The organism is Allonocardiopsis opalescens, from assembly GCF_003002095.1.
Lineage (GTDB): Bacteria > Actinomycetota > Actinomycetes > Streptosporangiales > Streptosporangiaceae > Allonocardiopsis > Allonocardiopsis opalescens.
Genome location: NZ_PVZC01000008.1, coordinates 292,646 through 310,274 on the forward strand (window position 1 = coordinate 292,646; position 17,629 = coordinate 310,274).

Annotated in this window: 12 protein-coding genes; 2 read left to right on the forward strand and 10 right to left on the reverse strand. The window is 76.5% G+C overall.

Annotated features, from left to right (window positions below; translation table 11 throughout):
• Positions 1–152: 152 nt before the first annotated feature.
• The 8 genes from bluB to CLV72_RS25090 form a co-directional block, all read right to left on the reverse strand.
• Positions 153–2,336, reverse strand: coding sequence for a 5,6-dimethylbenzimidazole synthase (gene bluB / locus CLV72_RS25055; RefSeq protein ID WP_106251028.1), 2,184 nt, complete (start codon positions 2,334–2,336; stop codon positions 153–155).
• A 285-nt stretch (positions 2,337–2,621) separates the two neighbouring features.
• Entirely contained in the window at positions 2,622–3,344 is a 723-nt protein-coding gene (locus tag CLV72_RS25060) for a sirohydrochlorin chelatase (RefSeq protein ID WP_106251030.1), read from the reverse strand.
• Between the two features lie 41 nt (positions 3,345–3,385).
• Positions 3,386–4,537, reverse strand: coding sequence for a uroporphyrinogen-III synthase (locus tag CLV72_RS25065; protein WP_211303107.1), 1,152 nt, complete (start codon positions 4,535–4,537; stop codon positions 3,386–3,388).
• Complete coding sequence (gene nirD, locus CLV72_RS25070; protein ID WP_106251035.1) at positions 4,534–4,938, reverse strand: nitrite reductase small subunit NirD; 405 nt, start codon at positions 4,936–4,938, stop codon at positions 4,534–4,536. Before nirD ends, CLV72_RS25065 begins: the two co-directional genes overlap by 4 nt.
• Before the next feature lie 12 nt (positions 4,939–4,950).
• Complete coding sequence (gene nirB, locus CLV72_RS25075) at positions 4,951–7,467, reverse strand: nitrite reductase large subunit NirB (protein ID WP_106251037.1); 2,517 nt, start codon at positions 7,465–7,467, stop codon at positions 4,951–4,953.
• A gap of 167 nt (positions 7,468–7,634) precedes the next feature.
• Positions 7,635–9,125 carry an FAD-dependent oxidoreductase gene (locus CLV72_RS25080; protein WP_281262437.1) on the reverse strand — a complete coding sequence of 497 codons (1,491 nt, stop codon included), beginning with the start codon at positions 9,123–9,125 and terminating at the stop codon, positions 7,635–7,637.
• The gene (locus CLV72_RS25085; protein ID WP_106251040.1) at positions 9,122–11,191 is read right to left on the reverse strand and encodes a molybdopterin oxidoreductase family protein; all 2,070 of its coding nucleotides are present in this window, start codon (positions 11,189–11,191) and stop codon (positions 9,122–9,124) included. Before CLV72_RS25085 ends, CLV72_RS25080 begins: the two co-directional genes overlap by 4 nt.
• Complete coding sequence (locus CLV72_RS25090) at positions 11,188–12,612, reverse strand: MFS transporter (protein ID WP_106251043.1); 1,425 nt, start codon at positions 12,610–12,612, stop codon at positions 11,188–11,190. Before CLV72_RS25090 ends, CLV72_RS25085 begins: the two co-directional genes overlap by 4 nt.
• Before the next feature lie 563 nt (positions 12,613–13,175).
• Between CLV72_RS25090 and CLV72_RS25095 the strand changes: the two genes are divergently transcribed.
• Complete coding sequence (locus CLV72_RS25095) at positions 13,176–14,504, forward strand: hypothetical protein (protein WP_146159556.1); 1,329 nt, start codon at positions 13,176–13,178, stop codon at positions 14,502–14,504.
• Positions 14,497–14,853, forward strand: a complete 357-nt coding sequence (locus CLV72_RS25100) for a hypothetical protein (RefSeq protein ID WP_106251046.1) — start codon at positions 14,497–14,499, stop codon at positions 14,851–14,853. The genes CLV72_RS25095 and CLV72_RS25100 overlap by 8 nt, the downstream gene beginning before the upstream one ends.
• On the opposite strand, the gene CLV72_RS25105 is transcribed toward CLV72_RS25100, so the two are convergent.
• A complete protein-coding gene (locus CLV72_RS25105) occupies positions 14,847–17,018 on the reverse strand; it encodes an ATP-binding protein (RefSeq protein WP_146159557.1) in 2,172 nt (723 codons plus the stop codon). The two genes, CLV72_RS25100 and CLV72_RS25105, sit on opposite strands and share 7 nt — an antisense overlap.
• Positions 17,019–17,146: 128 nt before the next feature.
• Entirely contained in the window at positions 17,147–17,530 is a 384-nt protein-coding gene (locus CLV72_RS25110; RefSeq protein WP_106251050.1) for an ATP-binding protein, read from the reverse strand.
• Positions 17,531–17,629: the final 99 nt, after the last annotated feature.

The following is a 17,629-nucleotide window of genomic DNA, read 5'->3' on the forward strand; positions in this document are numbered from 1 at the left end:
CCCCGGGGCGCGCGGGACCCGGCTGGGGGTGGCGGTGCGCTCCAGAACGCGCGTTCGCCGCAAAGAGCCTGACCATAGAGGAAACGGTACAGGGGCGCGGTCCCCGCCCACACCAGGCGGAGACCGCGCCGCGCCGTGTCCTGGCGGCCGGGCTAGGGCGCCTCGGCGGGGTCGTCGGCGGCCAGGCCCGCCGCGGTGCGCAGCAGCGGCAGCGCGAGCAGCGGCCCGGCCCCTCCGCCCGCGCCCAAGCGCAGCTCGGCGAGGGGGCGCAGCCCCAGGTGGGCGAGGGCGGCCGGCTGGGCGCCGCCGACGGCGCGGTGCGCGGCCACGCACACCTGGGCGGCGTCGGGGCACAGGGCGACGGCGAGGCAGGCGGCGGCCGCCGAGGCGGCGCCGTCCAGCAGCACCGGCACCCGCAGCGCGGCGGCGCCCAGCACCAGCCCGGCCAGCGCCGCGTGCTCGAAGCCGCCGACAGCGGCGAGGACGCCGAGGGGGTCGCCCGCATCAGGGCGGTGCAGCCGCAGCGCCGCCTGGGCGGCCTCCAGCGCGCGGTCGTGGGCGGCGGCGCCTGCGGGGTCGACGGGACGCGGGCCGTGCACCTCGGCGGCCTCGCGCCCGGTGAGCACGGCGACCAGGGCGGTGGAGGCGGCTGAGCCGGCGCCGGCGGGCTCGCCGGTCAGCAGGGCGCGGCTGCCCGCGGCGACGAGGTCGGCGGCGAGTTCGATGCCGGTCTCGGCGGCGCGCAGCGCGTCGTCGCGGGTCATCGCCGGCTGGGCGGTGATGTCGGCGGTGCCGCGGCCGACCCGCCGGGGCAGCAGACCGGGCGCCGGCTCCCCGGCCAGCCCGACGTCGGCGAGGACGAGGTCGACGTCGGCGCGGCGGGCGAGCCGGTCGGCGAGTGAGCCTTCGTGCGGCACGGGGGGCGGTCCTGGGGGCGCGGGCGCGACGCCGTGGTCGGCGGCGAAGACGACCAGGGCGGCGGGGTCGGGGCCGGCCGGGCCGGCGAGCCCGGCCAGCCGCTCGGCGAGTTCGCCGAGCGCGCCCAGCGCCTCGGCGCCGGCCATGCGGTCCAGGCGTTCGCGAGCGGCGCGTGCGGCCGCCTCGTCGGGCGGGCGGACGAGCGCCAGGGTCTCGGCGACGAGGCTGCGCGGCTCGGTGCCGGGCAGCCCGCGGCGGCCGTAGCGCTCGTTGTGGACCGCCCACGACAGCGGGCGGACGGGGGCGGCGCCCTCGGCGGCGGGTTCCGCCGCGCCGGCGGGGGCGTCGGCGTAGCCGACGCACAGGAAGGCGGCGACCTCCAGGTGCGCGGGGATCGCCAGCCGCTCGGCCAGCTCGCGGTCGTCGAAGAAGGTGACCCAGCCGAGGCCGAGCCCTTCGGCGCGCGCGGCCTGCCACAGGTTGGACACGGCCAGGGTGGCGGAGTACCCGGCGGACCTGGGCTGGGCGTGGCGCCCGGCGGTGTGCTGGGTGCCGCGGGTGGGGTCGACGGTGACGATGACGCTGACGGGCGCCTCGGTGATGCCCCGGCCCGCCTCCTCGACGGCGCCCCGCGCCCGCGCGCGCCGCCCGGCGCGGCGCAGCGCCTGCTCGCGGGCGAGTTCGCGCAGCTCGCGGCGGGTGTCGGGGTCGGTGACGATGAGGAAGTCCCAGGGCTGCGCCAGGCCCATGGCGGGGGCGCGGTGCGCGGCTTCGAGCACGCGGGTGACGACGGCGTCGGGCACCGGGTCGGGGCGGAAGCGCGGCGGCGGGCCGGAGGCGTCCTCGATCAGCGGCTCCGGCGGCGCGGCGCCGGGGAAGGCGGCCCGGGGCGCCTCGGCGGGCGCGGGGTAGGGCGGCGGGCTCGGCGGGAGCTCGGCGGCGGGCGCGGGCGGCTCGGGGGCGCGGGCGGCCTCTGGCGCCTCGGCTCCGGCGGCCGGGGCGGTGTCCTGGGCGAGGGCGGCGAGGGCCTGGATGGCGGCCGGGCCGAGGCCGCCGGGCGGCGGCGCGGCCGGTTCGGCGGCTTCGGCCGGTTCGTCGCCCGGGCCGGGGAAGCGCGGCCCGGCCGGTGCGCCGGCGTCGGGGATCGGCAGCGGGCCCGAGGGGTGCTCGGCGGGCAGGCCGCGGTGGCGGCGGTCCTGGCGGGGCTTGCCGAAGGGCAGCGGCCCGCTGTCGCGGCCGGGTTCGGGCAGGTCGTCGAGGAGCCCGGGGCGCTGGTCGGGGCTGTCGACCCGGTGCATGTAGGGGTCGCGCCCCGGCCGGGAGGCGTCGGGCGCCGTGGGCGGGTAGGCGGTGTCGTGGGCCGATCGCGCGTGGTACCCGTTGTAGCGTTCGGGCAGTCCGTTGTCCCTGCGGCTCATGGTGTGGCCTTCCCGATCCGTCGGATCCGCCGCTCGCCGCCCGCGGGCGCCGGGGCGCCGGCGCGGGGCCGCGGTGCTCGGGCCGTGGGTTCCGTTGCGTGGGTCAAGGTCGGTCCCCCAAAGAGTCTCCGCTTTCGCCGCGGCGGACTGCCGCCGCGACGCCCCCAGGTCCGCCGTCGCGGGGACGGCGGGTCCAACTCTGCCAGAAACGGCCCGCGGCGTCTGCCCGGCGGGCGTTCGCGCGCCGCGTCGGCGCGCTGGGCAGCGGGGGGGCGGCCTACGGGGTCACGGTACCGCCGGGGAGGTGCGGTCGGCGCGGAGTCGGCTCAGCTCGGCCTGGTAGCGCTCCAGCAGGATGTCGACCACGAACGGGTGCAGGCCCAGCGGCGAGGCGACCGCGTCGGCTCCCGAGGCGTGCAGGCGGCGCTGGAAGAGGCCGGGTGCCAGCAGCCAGGAGGCGACCGCGACCCTGCGGTGGCCCGCGGCGCGCAGCGCGGCGACGGCGTCGTCGACGGCGGGTTCGGCGGTCGCGGCGTAGGCGACGGTGATCGGCCCGGCCCCGGGGCCGCCGAGGCGGTCGCGCAGCAGGCCCGCCACGGTGTGCACCTCGGCGCGGGCGTCGGGGTCGGAGCTGCCGGCGGCGGCGAGCACGATGGCGTCGCCGGGCCGGCGGCCGGCCTCGCCGAGTCGCTGCGCGAGCACGGCGGCCAGCCGCGGGTCGGGCCCGAAGGGCTCGGTGACGGGGGTGCGCGGGCGGCGGCCGAGGAGGAGCTGGGCGGGGATGTCGGTGCGCACGTGGTAGCCGGACGACAGGAACGCGGGCACCACGATGGCCGGGCCGACCGTGGTGGACAGGGTCTGGGCGACGCTGGGGCCGAGCACGTCGGCGAAGGCCAGCCGGACCCGCAGCCGGGAGCGGGCGGCGACCGCCTCGGCCAGGTCGGCGAGGAGCGCGACCCCGGCGGGGTCCCTGGTTCCGTGGGCGACCAGTACCAGTGTCGGCTTCACGGTCGGCTCCTTCGTGGGTGGGGCGGTCGGGACGGCGCGGCTCAGCCGGCGCCCTGGGGTTCGAGTGCGAGCCGGTAGCCGCGCTTGACGACGGTCTGCACGAGCCGGGCGTCGCCCAGCGCGGACCTGAGCCGGCCGACCGTCGCCTCGACGGCGTGCTCGTCGGCGCTGCCGCCGGGGAGTCTGGCCAGCAGGTCGGCGCGGGTGACGACGCGCCCGGGGCGCGCGCACAGGGCGCGCAGCACCGTCATCGGCGCGGGCGGCACCGGGTGCAGTGCGCCGTCGAGGATGACGGCGTGGCCGCGCAGCTCCATGGTGCGGCCGGCGACCGGATAGCTGGGGGCGGCGGCCGGGAGGTCCTCGGCGAGCCGGCGCACCAGCGCGCCGATCCGGAAGCGCTCGGGCCAGCTGGTGCTCAGGCCCTGGTCGAGCAGGGGGGCGGCGGTGACCGGGCCGACGCACACGGTGCGGACGGGTCCGCGCAGCGCCTCGTGCACCTGGGGCCACTGGCCGGTTTCGGTGGCACGGCGGATCAGCCCGGCGGCGGCGGGGGCGCTGGTGAAGGTGATGGCGTCGACGGTGCCGCCGAGCACTCCGGCGATCAGCCGGTCCAGCGGGCCGACCTCGGCCGGGCTCTCCCAGCGGTACACCGGGATCTCGACCACGGCCGCGCCCGCGGCGCGCAGCGCGGCGCAGAAGTCGGGCAGCGGCTCGCCGTGCAGCTGGACCGCGACCTTGGCGCCGGCCACTCCGCCCGCGAGCAGGTAGTCCAGTACTTCGGTGGAGGACTCCGAGCGGGGCGACCACTCGTCGGCGAGCCCGGCCTCGCGGATGGCGCCGCGCGCCTTGGGGCCGCGGGCCAGCAGCCGGGCGCCGCCGAGGGCGCCGCGCAGCTTCTCGTCCAGCCCCCAGCTCTCGGCCGCCTCCAGCCAGCCGCGGAAGCCGATGCCGGTGCTGGCCACCACGACGTCGGGCGGTGCGGCGATCAGCTCCTCGGTGAGTTCCTGCAGCCGGCGGTCGTCGGTGAGGGTGACGATCCGCACGGCGGGGGCGCGCACCACACGTGCCCCGCGCCGCTCCAGCAGCTGGGCGAGTTCGTCGGCCCGGCGGGCGGCGGTGACACCGACCGTGTAGCCGGCCAGCGGCGCCACCTCGGCGCGCTGCCCCGGCTCGGCGGAGAGCACCTGGCTCACCGCGCCGCCCCGCCGCCGACGGGGGCGGGCGCGGCCAGCCGGATGGTGCTCTCGGCCTCGCTCACCTCGAAGACCCGCAGCCCGGTGCCCGGGCTGTCCAGGCAGGCGCCGGTGCGCAGGGAGAAGACCTGCTTGTGCATGGGCGAGGCGACGGTGGGCTCGCCGGCGCGGTCGCCGACGATGCCGCGGGCCATCACCTGGGCGCCGGAGAAGGGGTCGCGGTTGTCGACGGCGTACAGGGCGCCGTCGTGGGTGCGGAAGACGGCGGCCTGCGTTCCGTCGGGCAGCAGGACCGCGGCCCCGCGTTCGGGCACCAGCCGCTCGGCCGGGCAGACTGCGAGCCAGCGGGTGTCGGCGGCCGGGGCGTTCGCCGGGCCGGGCGTCAGGGTGGAGGCGGCCATCGGGTGGACTCCTTACGGTGCGGACCTGGTCGTGGGCATGCCGAGCGCGACCGGTTGCGCGGGGTCGGTGGGAACCCGCTGCTCGCGCAGCACGGAGAAGCTGATGGACGGGTCGGGCACGTCGGGGGCGTTGACGAAGGAGGTGAAGCGGGCGAGCTTCTCGGGGTCGTCGAGGACGCCCTTCCACTCGTCGGCGTAGTTGTCGATGTGGCGGGCCATCGCGGCCTCCAGCTCCGCGGCGATGCCGAGGCTGTCGTCGACCACGACGGCGCGCAGGTGGTCCAGGCCGCCGTCCATGGCCTCGATCCAGGCGGCGGTGCGCTGGAGGCGGTCGGCGGTGCGCACGTAGAACATCAGGAAGCGGTCGATCAGCTTCACCAGGGTGGCTGTGTCGACATCGGCGGCGAGCAGTTCGGCGTGGCGCGGCCGGAAGCCGCCGTTGCCGCCGACGTAGAGGTTCCAGCCGTGTTCGGTGGCGATCACGCCGACGTCCTTGGAGCGCGCCTCGGCGCACTCCCTGGCGCAGCCGGACACCCCCGCCTTGATCTTGTGCGGGGCGCGCAGCCCCCGGTAGCGCAGCTCCAGTTCGACGGCGAGGCCGACGGAGTCCTGCACGCCGTAGCGGCACCAGGTGGAGCCGACGCAGGACTTGACCGTGCGCAGCGCCTTGCCGTAGGCGTGGCCGGACTCGAAGCCCGCGGCGACGAGCCGGGACCAGATGTGCGGCAGCTGGTCGACGCGGGCGCCGAAGAGGTCGATGCGCTGGCCGCCGGTGATCTTGGTGTAGAGCTTGAAGTCGCGGGCCACCTCGGCGATCACCATCAGCTTCTCCGGGGTGATCTCCCCGCCGGGGATGCGCGGCACCACCGAGTAGCTGCCGTTGCGCTGGATGTTGGCCAGGAAGTGGTCGTTGGTGTCCTGGAGCGCGGCCTGCTCGCCGTCCAGGACGTGGCCGTTGCCCTGCGAGGCGAGGATGGAGGCGACCACCGGCTTGCAGATGTCGCAGCCGCGGCCGGTGCCGTGCGCGGCGACCAGCTCGGAGAAGGTGCGCACCCCGGTGGCGGCGACGATCTCCCACAGTTCGGCGCGGGTGTGCGAGAAGTGCTCGCACAGTGCGGTGGACTGCTCGACGCCGGCGGCCGACAGCAGGGTCTTGAGCATCGGCACGCAGCTGCCGCAGCTGGTGCCGGCCCGGGTGCAGGCCTTGACGGCGGCGACGTCGGTGCAGGCGTGCTCGTCGATGGCGGTGGTGATCTCGCCCTTGGTGACGGCGTTGCAGCTGCACACCTGGGCGTCGTCGGGGAGGTCGCCGGGGCCGAGCCCGGCGCCGGCCGGCGCGATGAGTTCGAGGGGGTCGCCGGGCAGCGGGCGGCCGACGAGGGGGCGCAGGCTCGCGTAGCGGCTCGCGTCGCCGACCAGCACGCCGCCCAGCAGGGTGCCGGCGTCGTCGGAGACGACCAGTTTGGCGTAGGTGCGGCCGACGGCGTCGTTCATCACCACGTCGAGGGCGCCGGGGGTGCTGCCGTGGGCGTCGCCGAAGCTGGCGACGTCGACGCCGAGCAGCTTGAGCTTGGTGGCGGTGTCGGCGCCGGGGAAGGTGGCGCCGCCGCCCAGCAGCCGGTCGGCGGCGACCTCGGCCATCGCGTTGCACGGCGCGACCAGGCCGTAGACGGTGCCGTCCAGGCAGGCGCACTCGCCGACGGCGTAGACGGCGGGGTCCTCGGTGCGGCAGCCGGAGTCCACCACGACGCCGCCGCGCGGGCCGACGGGCAGGCCGGCGGCGCGGGCCAGGGCGTCGCGCGGGCGGACCCCGGCCGCGAACACCACCAGGTCGGCGCCGATGGCCCCCAGCGGGTGGCCCTCGGCGAAGCGCAGGCCGGTGACGCGGCCGGCGGCGCCGGTGATCTCGGCGGCGCCCGCGCCCAGATGCACGTTGACGCCGAGGTCCTCGACCAGGCGGCGCAGCAGCGCGCCGCCGCCCTCGTCGATCTGCACCGGCATCAGCCGCGGTGCCAGCTCCACCACGTGGGTGTCCAGGCCGAGCAGGCGCAGCGCGTTGGCGGCCTCCAGGCCGAGCAGCCCGCCGCCGACGACGATGCCGGCTCGGGCGCCCTGGGCGGCGGCGGCGATGGCGTCGAGGTCGTCCAGGGTGCGGTAGACGAAGCAGCCGGTCAGGTCGCGGCCGGGCACCGGCGGGACGAAGGGCTCGGAGCCGGTGGCCAGCACCAGCGCGTCGTAGCCGAGGACGGCGCCGTCGGCGGTGGTGACGGTGCGGTTCTCCCGGTCGATCCCGACGGCCTCGGCGCCGAGCCTGAGGTCGACGTGGCCGTGGGCGGTGAGGTCGGGCAGCAGCAGGTCGTCCTCTTCCGCGCCGTCGAAGCGGGACGACAGCGCGACGCGGTCGTAGGCGGGGCGGCTCTCGGCCCCCAGGACGGTGATCCGCCACTGGTCGTCGGTGTCGCGGCTGCGCAGGGCCTCGACCAGCCGGTGGCCGACCATGCCGTTGCCGACGACGATGAGCTCTCTCATGCCGCGTCGTTCTCCTCTGCGGTTGTCCGTGCCGGTCAGCGGCGCCGCGGCCGCCACCCTCGCTGCTGGCGGGCGGCGCCGTGTCCTGGCACTCCTTCAGGTAATCGGAGACGTGTTTCCGGATCGTCAGTGCGACGTGACAGGGCTGTTACTCCCGGCGGCGCGGGTCAAGTGGCCGTCCCCCGGCTGGGGTCGCCGGCGCCCATGGCGGCGAGGAAGGCGTTGACGTCGCGGGTGCAGCCGCCGCAGCCGGTGGTGGCGCGGGTGGTGCGGGCGATGTCCTCCCGGGTGCGGGCGCCGTCGAGCCAGGCGGACTCGATCCGGCTGCTGCGGACGCCGTTGCAGCGGCAGACCAGCGCGTCGGCGTCGGCCGGGCCGGCCGATGCCGGCTCGGGCGCGGCGCGGCCGAGCAGCAGGCCGAGGCGGTCGTCGGGCACGGGGGCGCCGTCGTCGTAGAGCTGGGTGATCGCGGCGGCGGAGTCGGGGAAGCCGAGCAGGATCGCGCCGGTCACCCGGCCGCCGGTGATGGTGAGCCGGCCGTAGCGGCCGCCGTGCGGGTCGCTGACGGTCACGGTCTGCGCCGCGTCGGCGCCCGGCGCGGAGTCGTCGGTTTCGACCTCGCCGAGCGAGGTCAGCTCGATGCCCTCGGCCTTCAGCCGCGTCACGGGGTGGGCGCCGCGGTAGCGGGCGGCCGGGTCGGCGCCGGTGACCAGGTCGGCGAGGACGGCCGCCTGCTCCCAGCCGGGTTGGACGAGGCCGGCGCCGCCGCCGGGGTGGCGCGCGCAGTCGCCCAGGGCGTGCACGCGCGGGTCGGAGCTGGTCAGCCGGTCGTCCACCACCACGCCCTGGTCGACGGCGATGCCGGCCGCGGCGGCCAGTTCGTCGCGGGCGCGCACCCCGGCCGCCACCACCAGCGCGTCGGCGGCCAGCATCCGGCCGTCGTCGAGTTCCAGGCCGGTGCCGGGCCGCCAGCGGGCCGCCACCCGCCAGGGGTGCACGGCGATGCCGAGCGCGGTGAAGCGCTCGGCGAGGATGCCGGCGGCCGCCTTGTCGAGCTGGCGGCGCATCAGCCAGGGCGCGGCCTCCACCACCGACACCCGGGCGCCGCGGCCGTTGAGCGCGCGGGCCGCCTCCAGGCCGAGCACCCCGCCGCCCAGCACCACCACGGGGGTGCCGGGCGCGGTCATCGCGGTGAGGCGCCGGCAGTCGGCCAGGTCGCGCAGCGCGGTCACGCCGGGGGCGGGCGCGTCGGGCCCGCCGAGGCCGTCGACCGGCGGGAAGCCGGCGCGGGCGCCGGTGGCCAGCACCAGTTCGTCGTAGTCCAGCTCCGAGCCATCGTCGAGCGCGACGCGGCGCGCCTCCCGGTCGATCGCGGTGGCGGCGACCCCGGTGCGCACCGCGGTGCCGGGTCCGGCCGGCTCGGGCAGGGCCAGCTCCTCGGGCAGCAGCCGGCCGGCCACCACCTCGGGCAGCAGCACCCGGTTGTAGGCGCCGTCGGCGTCGGCGCCCACGACGGTCAGGTGCACGCGGCGCCCGTCGGGGTCGCGGCTGCGCACCTCCTCGGCGAACCGGGCGCCCACCATGCCGTGGCCCAGCACCACGACGCGGCGCGGGCCGGGGACGGGCGGGCGGGTCGCCGGAGCGGGTCGGTCGGTCACGTCACACGCTCCAGTCGCACGGCGGACACCTTGAACTCCGGCATCCGGCTGGTCGGGTCGAGTGCGGGGTTGGTGAGGCGGTTGGCCGCGCCCTGCCCCGCGAAGTGGAACGGCAGGAAGACGGTGTCGGCGCGCAGTCCCGGGCGGTAGCGGACGCGAGCGGTGGTGCCGCCGCGCCGGGAGACGACGCGGGTGAGGGCGCCGTCGGCCAGGCCGCAGCGGGCGGCGGTGTCGGGGTGGACCTCCACGAAGGGCTCGGGCACCTCTTCGGCGAGTTCCGCGATCCGGCGGGTCTGCGCGCCCGACTGGTAGTGCTGCAGCACCCGGCCGGTGGTGGCGATGAGCGGGTAGTCGTCGTCGGTCGCCTCGGCGGGGGCGCGGTGCTCCACGGGCGCGAACCTGGCGCGGCCGTCGGCGTGCGCGAAGCGGTCCAGGAACAGCCGGGGCGTGCCGGCAGGGCCGTCGGCGGGGCACGGCCAGTGCAGCGCCTCCCCCGCGGCCAGCCGGTCGGGGTCGACGCCGGCGTAGTCGGCCGGGCCGCCGGCGGAGGCGGCGCGCAGTTCGGCGAAGACGGCGGCCGGCTCGGCCGGGAAGCGCTCGGCGGGCTGGCCGAGCCGCACCGCCAGGCCGTGCAGGACGTCCAGGTCGGTGCGGACTCCGGGCGGGGGCGGCACGGCGCGGCGCCGCGACAGCACCCGGCCCTCCAGGTTGGTGAGGGTGCCGTCCTCCTCGGCCCACTGGGCCACCGGCAGCACCACGTCGGCGAGGGCGGCGGTCTCCGACTCGACGAAGTCGGCGACGACCAGCAGGTCCAGTGCTGCCAGCCGGTCGGCGACGCGGCCGAGGTCGGGCGCTGAGACGGCGATGTTGGAGCCGAAGACCAGCAGGGCGCGCGGGCCGCCGGGGCCGCCGAGCGCGTCCAGCAGCTCGAAGGCGCTGCGGCCGGGGCCGGGCAGCTCTTCGGCGGGCACCCCCCACACCCCGGCGACGTGCTCGCGGGCGGCGGGGTCGGCGATGGAGCGGTAGCCGGGCAGCTGGTCGGCCTTCTGGCCGTGCTCGCGGCCGCCCTGGCCGTTGCCCTGCCCGGTGAGGCAGCCGTAGCCGGAGCCGCGCCGCCCGGGCAGGCCGAGGGCGAGGGCGAGGTTGATCCAGGCCGAGACCGTGTCGGTGCCCTTGGCGTGCTGCTCGACGCCGCGCCCGGTCAGCACGTAGGTCTTGGGCCCGCCGGCCAGCAGCTCGGCGGCGGCGCGCATGTCGGCGGCCGGCACCCCGGTGACGCGCTCGGCGCGCTCGGGCCACCAGCCCGCCGCGTGCCGCCACGCCTCGGCGAAGCCGTCGGTTCGGGCGGCGAGGTAGTCGCGGTCGACGGCTCCGCCGGTGACGGCCAGGTGCAGCAGCGCGAGGGCGAGCGCGAGGTCGGTGCCGGGGCGGGGCGCGAGGTGCAGCCCGCCGTTGCGCCGGGCGAACTCCACGGTGGCGCTCTCCCGGGGGTCGACCACGATGAGGCGGGCGCCGCCGAGGTGGCCGAGCAGCGGCGGCATGGTCTCGGCCACGTTCGCCCCGGCCAGCAGCACCACGTCGGCGTCGTCGAGGTCGGTGACCGGAAAGGGCAGGCCGCGGTCGATGCCGAAGGCGCGGTTGCCGGCGGCGGCGGCCGAGGACATGCAGAAGCGGCCGTTGTAGTCGATCTGCGAGGTGCCGAGTGCGACGCGGGCGAACTTGCCGAGCAGGTAGGACTTCTCGTTGGTGAGGCCGCCGCTGCCGAACACGGCGACGGCGTCGGCGCCGTACCGGGCCCGGATCCCGGCCAGCCGGCCGGCGACGTGGTCGAGGGCGGTGTCCCAGCCGACCGGGTGCCGCGGGCCGGTGCGGCCGGTGCGCAGGGTGGGTGTGGTGAGCCGGTCGGGGGTGGTCAGCAGGCTCGCCGAGGTCCAGCCCTTCTGGCACAGCCCGCCCCGGTTGGTCGGGAACTCCCTGGGCGCCACCGTGACCTCGCCGCCGGAGGCGGTCAGCGTCATGGCGCACTGCAAGGCGCAGTAGGGGCAGTGCGTCGCGGTCGCCGTCATGGCCGCTGCGGTCCGGCGGGCGCCGCCTCGGCGGCCGGGCCCGCGTCGGCGGGGACGGCGGCCGGGCTCGCGGCCTCGGCCCGCACCCGCGGGCGGCGCAGGTACACGCCGTAGGTGACGGCGATGCACACGGCGTAGAAGACGAGGAAGGCGACGAAGGCGGGGGTGGCGGAGCCGGTGGCGGCGAAGGACTCGCGGAAGACCAGGTTGATGCCGACGCCGCCCAGCGCCCCGACCGCGCCGACCAGGCCGAGCAGCGCCCCGGCCAGCCGCTTGGCCTCGGCCGTCGCCTCGGCGCGGGGCGTGCCGGCCGCGACCATGTCCTCGGCGCGGGCGGAGTAGATCGTGGGGATCATCTTGTAGGTGGAGCCGTTGCCCACGCCGGTGAGCAGGAAGAGCACCACGAAGCCGGCCGTGAACAGCGCGAGGGAGCCCTGGAGCGCGGCGATGATGATCACGCCGGTGCCCGCCGCCATCGCGACGAAGTTCCACAGCGTGATGCGGGCGCCGCCGTAGCGGTCGGCCAGCGAGCCGCCGACGGGGCGGATCAGCGAGCCGAGCAGCGGGCCGATGAAGGTGACGGCCGCCGCCTCCAGCGGGGTGCGGTCGAACTGGTTCTGCAGCACCAGCCCGAAGGCGAAGCCGTAGCCGATGAAGGAGCCGAAGGTGCCGATGTAGAGGAAGGACATGATCCAGGTGTGGCGGTCCTTCGCCACCGCGACCTGCGCGCCGATGTCGGCGCGGGCGCCGGCCAGGTTGTCCATGTGCCGCCAGGCCACCCAGCCGGCCACCAGCAGCAGCGGCAGGTAGACCGCGGCCAGCAGCCACCCCTGCGCGATGCCGAAGATCGCGATCACGGCGAGGCCGAGCAGCTGCACGGAGGGCACCCCGATGTTGCCGCCCCCGGCGTTGAGTCCCAGCGCCCAGCCCTTGCTGCGCTCGGGGAAGAAGAAGTTGATGTTGGACATGGACGACGAAAAGTTGCCGCCGCCCAGCCCGGCCGTCGCCGCCAGCAGCAGGAAGAGCCAGAACGGCGTCTCGGGCCGCTGGATCAGCACGATCGCCAGCGCGGTCGGCACCAGCAGCACGGTGACCGACACCAGGGTCCAGTTCCGCCCGCCGAAGCGGGGCACGGCCAGGGTGTAGGGCACCCGCAGCACCGCTCCGACCAGGGTGACCATCGACACCAGCAGGAACTTCTGCTCGGGCGTGTAGTCGAAGCCGGTCTCGGGCGTCATGAACAGGACCAGTACCGCCCAGATGGTCCAGACCGAGAAGCCGAGGTGCTCGGCGAAGATGGACGCCCACAGGTTGCGCCGGGCCACGGCGCGCCCGGTCGACTCCCAGAAGCGCTCGTCCTCGGGCTCCCAGTGCTCGATCCAGCGTCCGCCTCGAGCACCGGCGGTCCTTGGTGTCGCCACGCGCCTTCCTCCCCAGACTCGCCTGCCTGCTGACCAGCGACCTTAAGGATCAGCCATTTCACCTGCGTGACGTGAGGTAACGGCACCGAAAACCTCTCCGCACACCTGTTGCCAAAGTTCCGTGAGGTCTGCTAAGCGCACCGCAGGTCGGCACGGGTGCGCGGCACCGTCGGGCTGCGCCGCGGGCGTCCGGCGGCCGTCACGGTCCGTATGATCGACGCTCGTTCTGGAGCGCCGTCTTCATCCGAATCGCGGCGGCGCTCGCCCGGCCCGCGACGGCGTCGGGCCGCGGCGCAGCACCGGCGACCGCACCGGACGACGGGCGGCGGTCGGGCGCTGCCGCACGGCGCCGCCGAGGATCCGGCCGCCGCGGCCAGGCCGCTGACCGGCGCGGTCAAGGTGCCGGTCAAGTGATCGGAAGACCTCGGTCCAGTTACCGGCCACTTCGCGGGCAAGTGCCGTCGCGCACCGTCGTTCCGTCGGGTCCGGCCGGGACCCGGGAACGAGGAGGTACCGACGATGACGAACACCGAATGGGCGCTCGCCCCGCTGGGGTGGTCGCCGTGACCGGGCCGCCCGGGACGGCCCTGGACTGGGTGGAGGTCCCCATCGGACTCGACGCGGAGCGCTGGGCCACGCGCGGCGGCCTGCGGCGGGTGCTGGTGCTCGTCCACACCGTCACCGCCGGGCAGCGCGTCCTGGACGTGGTCGGGCTGCTCGAGGCGGACCTGCGCGTCCAGGTGGTGTTCACCCAGGCGCCGGACGTGTTCGGCAACGGAGTCCGCGAGTTCCTGCGGTCCGTGGAGGGCGTGGCCGTCTCCTGGCAGCAGGCGGCGGCCACCCGCTTCGACCTCGCGATCGCCGCGAGCACCGGCGGGATCGACCGGGTGCACGCACCGCTCGTCCTGCTGCCGCACGGCGCCGGCTTCAACAAGCTCGCCGGCGGCGCCCCGTCCGGCCCGGCGCCGCGCGACAGCTTCGGCCTCGACCGCCAGCGGCTGGTCAGGGACGGCCGGGTGCTGCCCTCGCTCCTCGTGCTCGCGCACGAGGAGGAGCGGCGGCGCCTGGCGCACAGCTGCCCGGAGGCGCTGCCGGCGGCGGCCGTGCTGGGCGATCCGGCGCACGACCGGCTGGTGGCGAGCCTGCCGTTCCGGCGGCGCTACCGGACGGCGCTGGGACTCGGCGAGCGCGACCGGCTGATCGTGCTCGCCTCGACCTGGGACTCGGGCTCCCTGCTCGGCCGCGGCGCCGAACTGGTCGGCCGGCTGCTCGCCGAGACCGGTGCCGCGCCGCGCGGACACGACCGGGTCGTGATGCTGCTGCACCCCAATGCGTGGTACGCGCACGGCGGCTGGCAGATCAGGGCCTGGCTGGCCGGTCCCATCCGCGCCGGACTCCGGCTCCTCCCGCCGGAGGCGGAGTGGCGCGCCGTCCTGTGCGCCGCCGACGTCGTCATCGGGGACCACGGCTCCGCGACCCTGTACGCGACGCTCACCGGCGCCCCGGTCGTGCTCTCCTGCCCGCCGTCCGCCGCCGTCGCACCGGAGTCGCCGATGGCCGCCCTGGCGGCGCACGCGCCGGTCCTCGACCACGGCCGCCCCCTGCTGCCGCAGCTCGCGGCGGTGAGCGCCGAAAGCGGCGACCGGGTCCGCGCGTCGGTGGCGCACCGCATCACCTCGGCGCCGGGCGAGTTCGCCGCACGCACCCGGACCGCCCTCTACCGCCTGCTCGGCCTCACCGAGCCCGGAACCCCGGCGCGCCTGGACCCGGTGCCCGCCCTCGCCGTGCCGGTCCCGACCGCTCGCGCCGGAGCCGACCGGCACCCCGGCGACGCACGGAGGCCGCGGCGACCGAAGAGAAGAAAGCCGGCAAGGAGGCCGCGACATGCCTGAAACGCACGAATACGGAACCGTCGGCGTCGACAACGCCTTCGTCATCGCCGACCCGCACGACCCCGAAGGCTCACCCGAACCGCACCTGGCCGACGTGATCTACTGCGACGCCGCACGCCTGCCCGGCGGCATCGAGCAGTGGTTCCAGTCCGTCTTCGACCGCTTCCCCGGCTGCCTGGCCGCGGTGGTCGGCGGCCACGGCCGAGGGTGCGTCGTCCAGCCCCGCGGCGGCCGGCCCGTTCGCACACCGCTGCCCCCGCCCCGCCCCGGCGTACGGACGGGCGACGCGTGGGAGATCCTGGTCAGCACGCTCGTCCGCCGGTCCTCCCCGGCCCCCTCCGATCAGTGACCGAGCCCGGCGAGGCGCGCGCTGATCCGCTCGACGGCCACCGACCTGCCCAGGCGCTCCGACGCCGTCAGCGCCTGGGCGTAGTGGGCGGCGGCCTGCTCGAGGCGCCCGGCGCGGCGGGCGAGGTCGCCCAGTGCCTCATGGGCCTCGGCCAGGCCCGGAAGGGAGTTGAGCTCGGCCATCACCACCAGCGCGCCGCCGAGCCGCTCCTCGGCCGCCGCCCGGTCGGATTCGGCCAGGACGCGACCGAGCATCACCTCGATCCTGGCCCGGTTGTAGGGGTCGGCGGCTCCGTCGATCAGGTCGAGCGCCCGCTCCAGCACGGCTCCGGCCTCCGCGTGGCGTTCGGCGCCGTACATCGCCCTGCCCAGCTCGAGCAGCGTGAGCGCCTGGTTGCGGGCGCGTCCCAGCTCCTCGTCGATGGCCAGGGCGGTCCGCAGGTGGCGGATCGCGTCGTCCGGACGGTCGTCGCGGAGTGCGGCGAGCCCGCGCCGGTGCACCAGGTCGGCTATGGCGGCCCGGTCCCCGATCCGGTTCCGGATGTCCAGCGCGGCGCGGAACCGCTCGTCGGCGGCGCGGTGGTCGCCCATGCTGAGGTACGCCAGGCCGAGCCGGCTGAGCATGTCGGCCTCCACCCGCTCGTCGCCCAGGTCGCGCGCCGCCGCGATCGCCCGTTCGTCCACCTCCAGCCAGAGCGGATAGTGCCGGCGGTACAGCAGCAGGGGCCACAGCCCGTCGGCGAGTTCGCAGGCGGCCGCGGGCCGTCCGCTGTCGGCCGCGAAGCGGACCAGGGCGCGGACGTTGTGCCGCTCGGCCTCCAGCCACTCCAGCGCCTCGGCGGAACCGGCGAAGCGCCGGGGGTGCGCCGGCGGCGGCGCGCCGGTGCTCCGATCCGAGTAGGGCCGCACGACCAGGTCCGCCGCCACGAGGGCGTCCAGGTAGTACCCCAGCACCCGGTCGACGGCGGCGGCGCGGGCGGTGGGGGTGTCGTGGGCTTCGGCCTTCTCGGTGGCGTGGAGGCGGAGGAGGTCGTGGAAGCGGTAGCGGCCGGAGGTGGGGCTTTCGAGGAGGCTGGCGGTGGCGAGGGTGTCGAGGAGGTCGCCGGTGGTGTCGGGTGGGAGGTCGGCGAGGGCCGCGGCGGCGGGGATGTCGGTGTCGGGGCCGGGGTGGAGGCCGAGGAGGCGGTAGAGGCGCGCGGCGTCGGGCGGGAGGGCGTCGTAGGAGCTGTCGAAGGTGGCGCGCACCGGTATCTCCTCGGTGTCGTCGGGGTCGGCGGTGAGGGCGCCGAGGCGGGTGCGTTCGCGGTGGAGGTCGGCGACCATCCGGCCGATGGTGCGCGACGGGCGCTGGGCGAGCTGGCCGGCGACGGCGCGCAGGGCGATGGGGAGGCCGCCGCAGAGTTCGGCGAGGTCGTCGGCGGCCTGGGGATCGACGCCGGTGCGCTCGTCGTCGACCAGGCGGTCCAGCAGCCGCACGGCCGCGGTGCGGGTCAGCGGCGGCACGTCGACGAAGCGGGCGCCGTCCAGGCGCAGGCCGGCGATGCGGCGGCGGCTGGTGACGACGACGAGGTGGGTGCCGGGGCCCGGCAGCAGCGGGCGCACCTGCGCGGCCGAGACCGCGTTGTCCAGCAGCAGGCCGAGCCCGCGGCCGTGGGTGACGGAGCGGAACAGGGCCGATCTGGCGGCGAGGCCGGGCGGGACGGCGTCGGGCGGGACGCCGAGGGCGCGCAGGAAGGAGTCCAGGGCCTCCCCGGGGTCGACGGGGTCGCCCGGCGGGAAGCCGCGCAGATCGATGTAGAGCTGGCCGTCGGGGAGGCGGTCGCGGCGGCGGGTCAGGAAGTGGATGCCGAGGGCGGTCTTGCCGACGCCGCCGACGCCGACCAGGACGGCGGGGGCGCCCGCCGCGCCGTCGAGGGCGTCGAGTTCGGTGCGGCGGTCGGTGAAGTGCGCGGGGTCGGGCGGGAGCTGGTACGGCACGGGTCTGTGCGGCGGACCGGTCGGTGCCGACAGGTAGACGTCGCCGTGGATGGCACCCGCCTGCACCACGTGGCCCGCGGTCGTCCCCGAGACGCGGTTGTCCGTGACGGGTGGTGCGGCGGGTGCTGGTGGGGCGTCGGGGCGGAGTGCTGGGTCCTGGTCGTGGCTCTCGTGGTGCGGCGAAGCCATTTCCGTCCCCGGACGCGGTATTAAATGATCATCACTGAAGCCAATTGCCCCATTCACTCTATTCGCTGGAGGCGGAAGGGCGCCATTTCCGGTTCCGGCCGGAATTGGCTGGAGAGGTTCGGGGCGGGTCAACGGGGCTGCCAGCTCAGTTCGGCCCAGACGACGTGCTCGGCGCGGTCGCGGCGGGCGCCGAAGCGGCTGGCGAGGAGCGAGACCATCGCGAGGCCGTAGCGCTCGCCGTCGTCGCCCGATACCTGGTCGGCGCCGGGGCGCCACAGGTCGGGGCCCTCGTCGCGCACTTCGATACGGGCGAGTCCGGTGGACAGGCGGACGCGGACGGTGAATTCGGCGTCGCCTCCGGCCGGGACGCTGCGCAGGGCGTTGGTGGCCAGTTCAGAGGCGATGAGTTCCGCGTCGGCGACGACGGGCGTGCCGACCAGGATGCCGGCGGCGAACCTGCGGGCGGTGCCGACCATGACGTCGGTCGCGGGCAGCGAAATGGATTTGTCCAAGATCAGTTCATGCATAAGCTGAACGTACTGCATTTATAATTGTACGTGCAACTTGCAAAAAGGCCGTATCCCTTGGGAAGCTGCACGCACAGCCGGAGC

Coding starts and splice junctions, on each gene's coding strand:
- CLV72_RS25085 (WP_106251040.1), bottom strand. CDS start 11,191: ATGACGGCGACCGCGACGCACTGCCCCTACTGCGCCTTGCAGTGCGCC.
- CLV72_RS25105 (WP_146159557.1), bottom strand. CDS start 17,018: ATGGCTTCGCCGCACCACGAGAGCCACGACCAGGACCCAGCACTCCGC.
- nirB (WP_106251037.1), bottom strand. CDS start 7,467: ATGAGAGAGCTCATCGTCGTCGGCAACGGCATGGTCGGCCACCGGCTG.
- bluB (WP_106251028.1), bottom strand. CDS start 2,336: ATGAGCCGCAGGGACAACGGACTGCCCGAACGCTACAACGGGTACCAC.
- nirD (WP_106251035.1), bottom strand. CDS start 4,938: ATGGCCGCCTCCACCCTGACGCCCGGCCCGGCGAACGCCCCGGCCGCC.
- CLV72_RS25100 (WP_106251046.1), top strand. CDS start 14,497: ATGCCTGAAACGCACGAATACGGAACCGTCGGCGTCGACAACGCCTTC.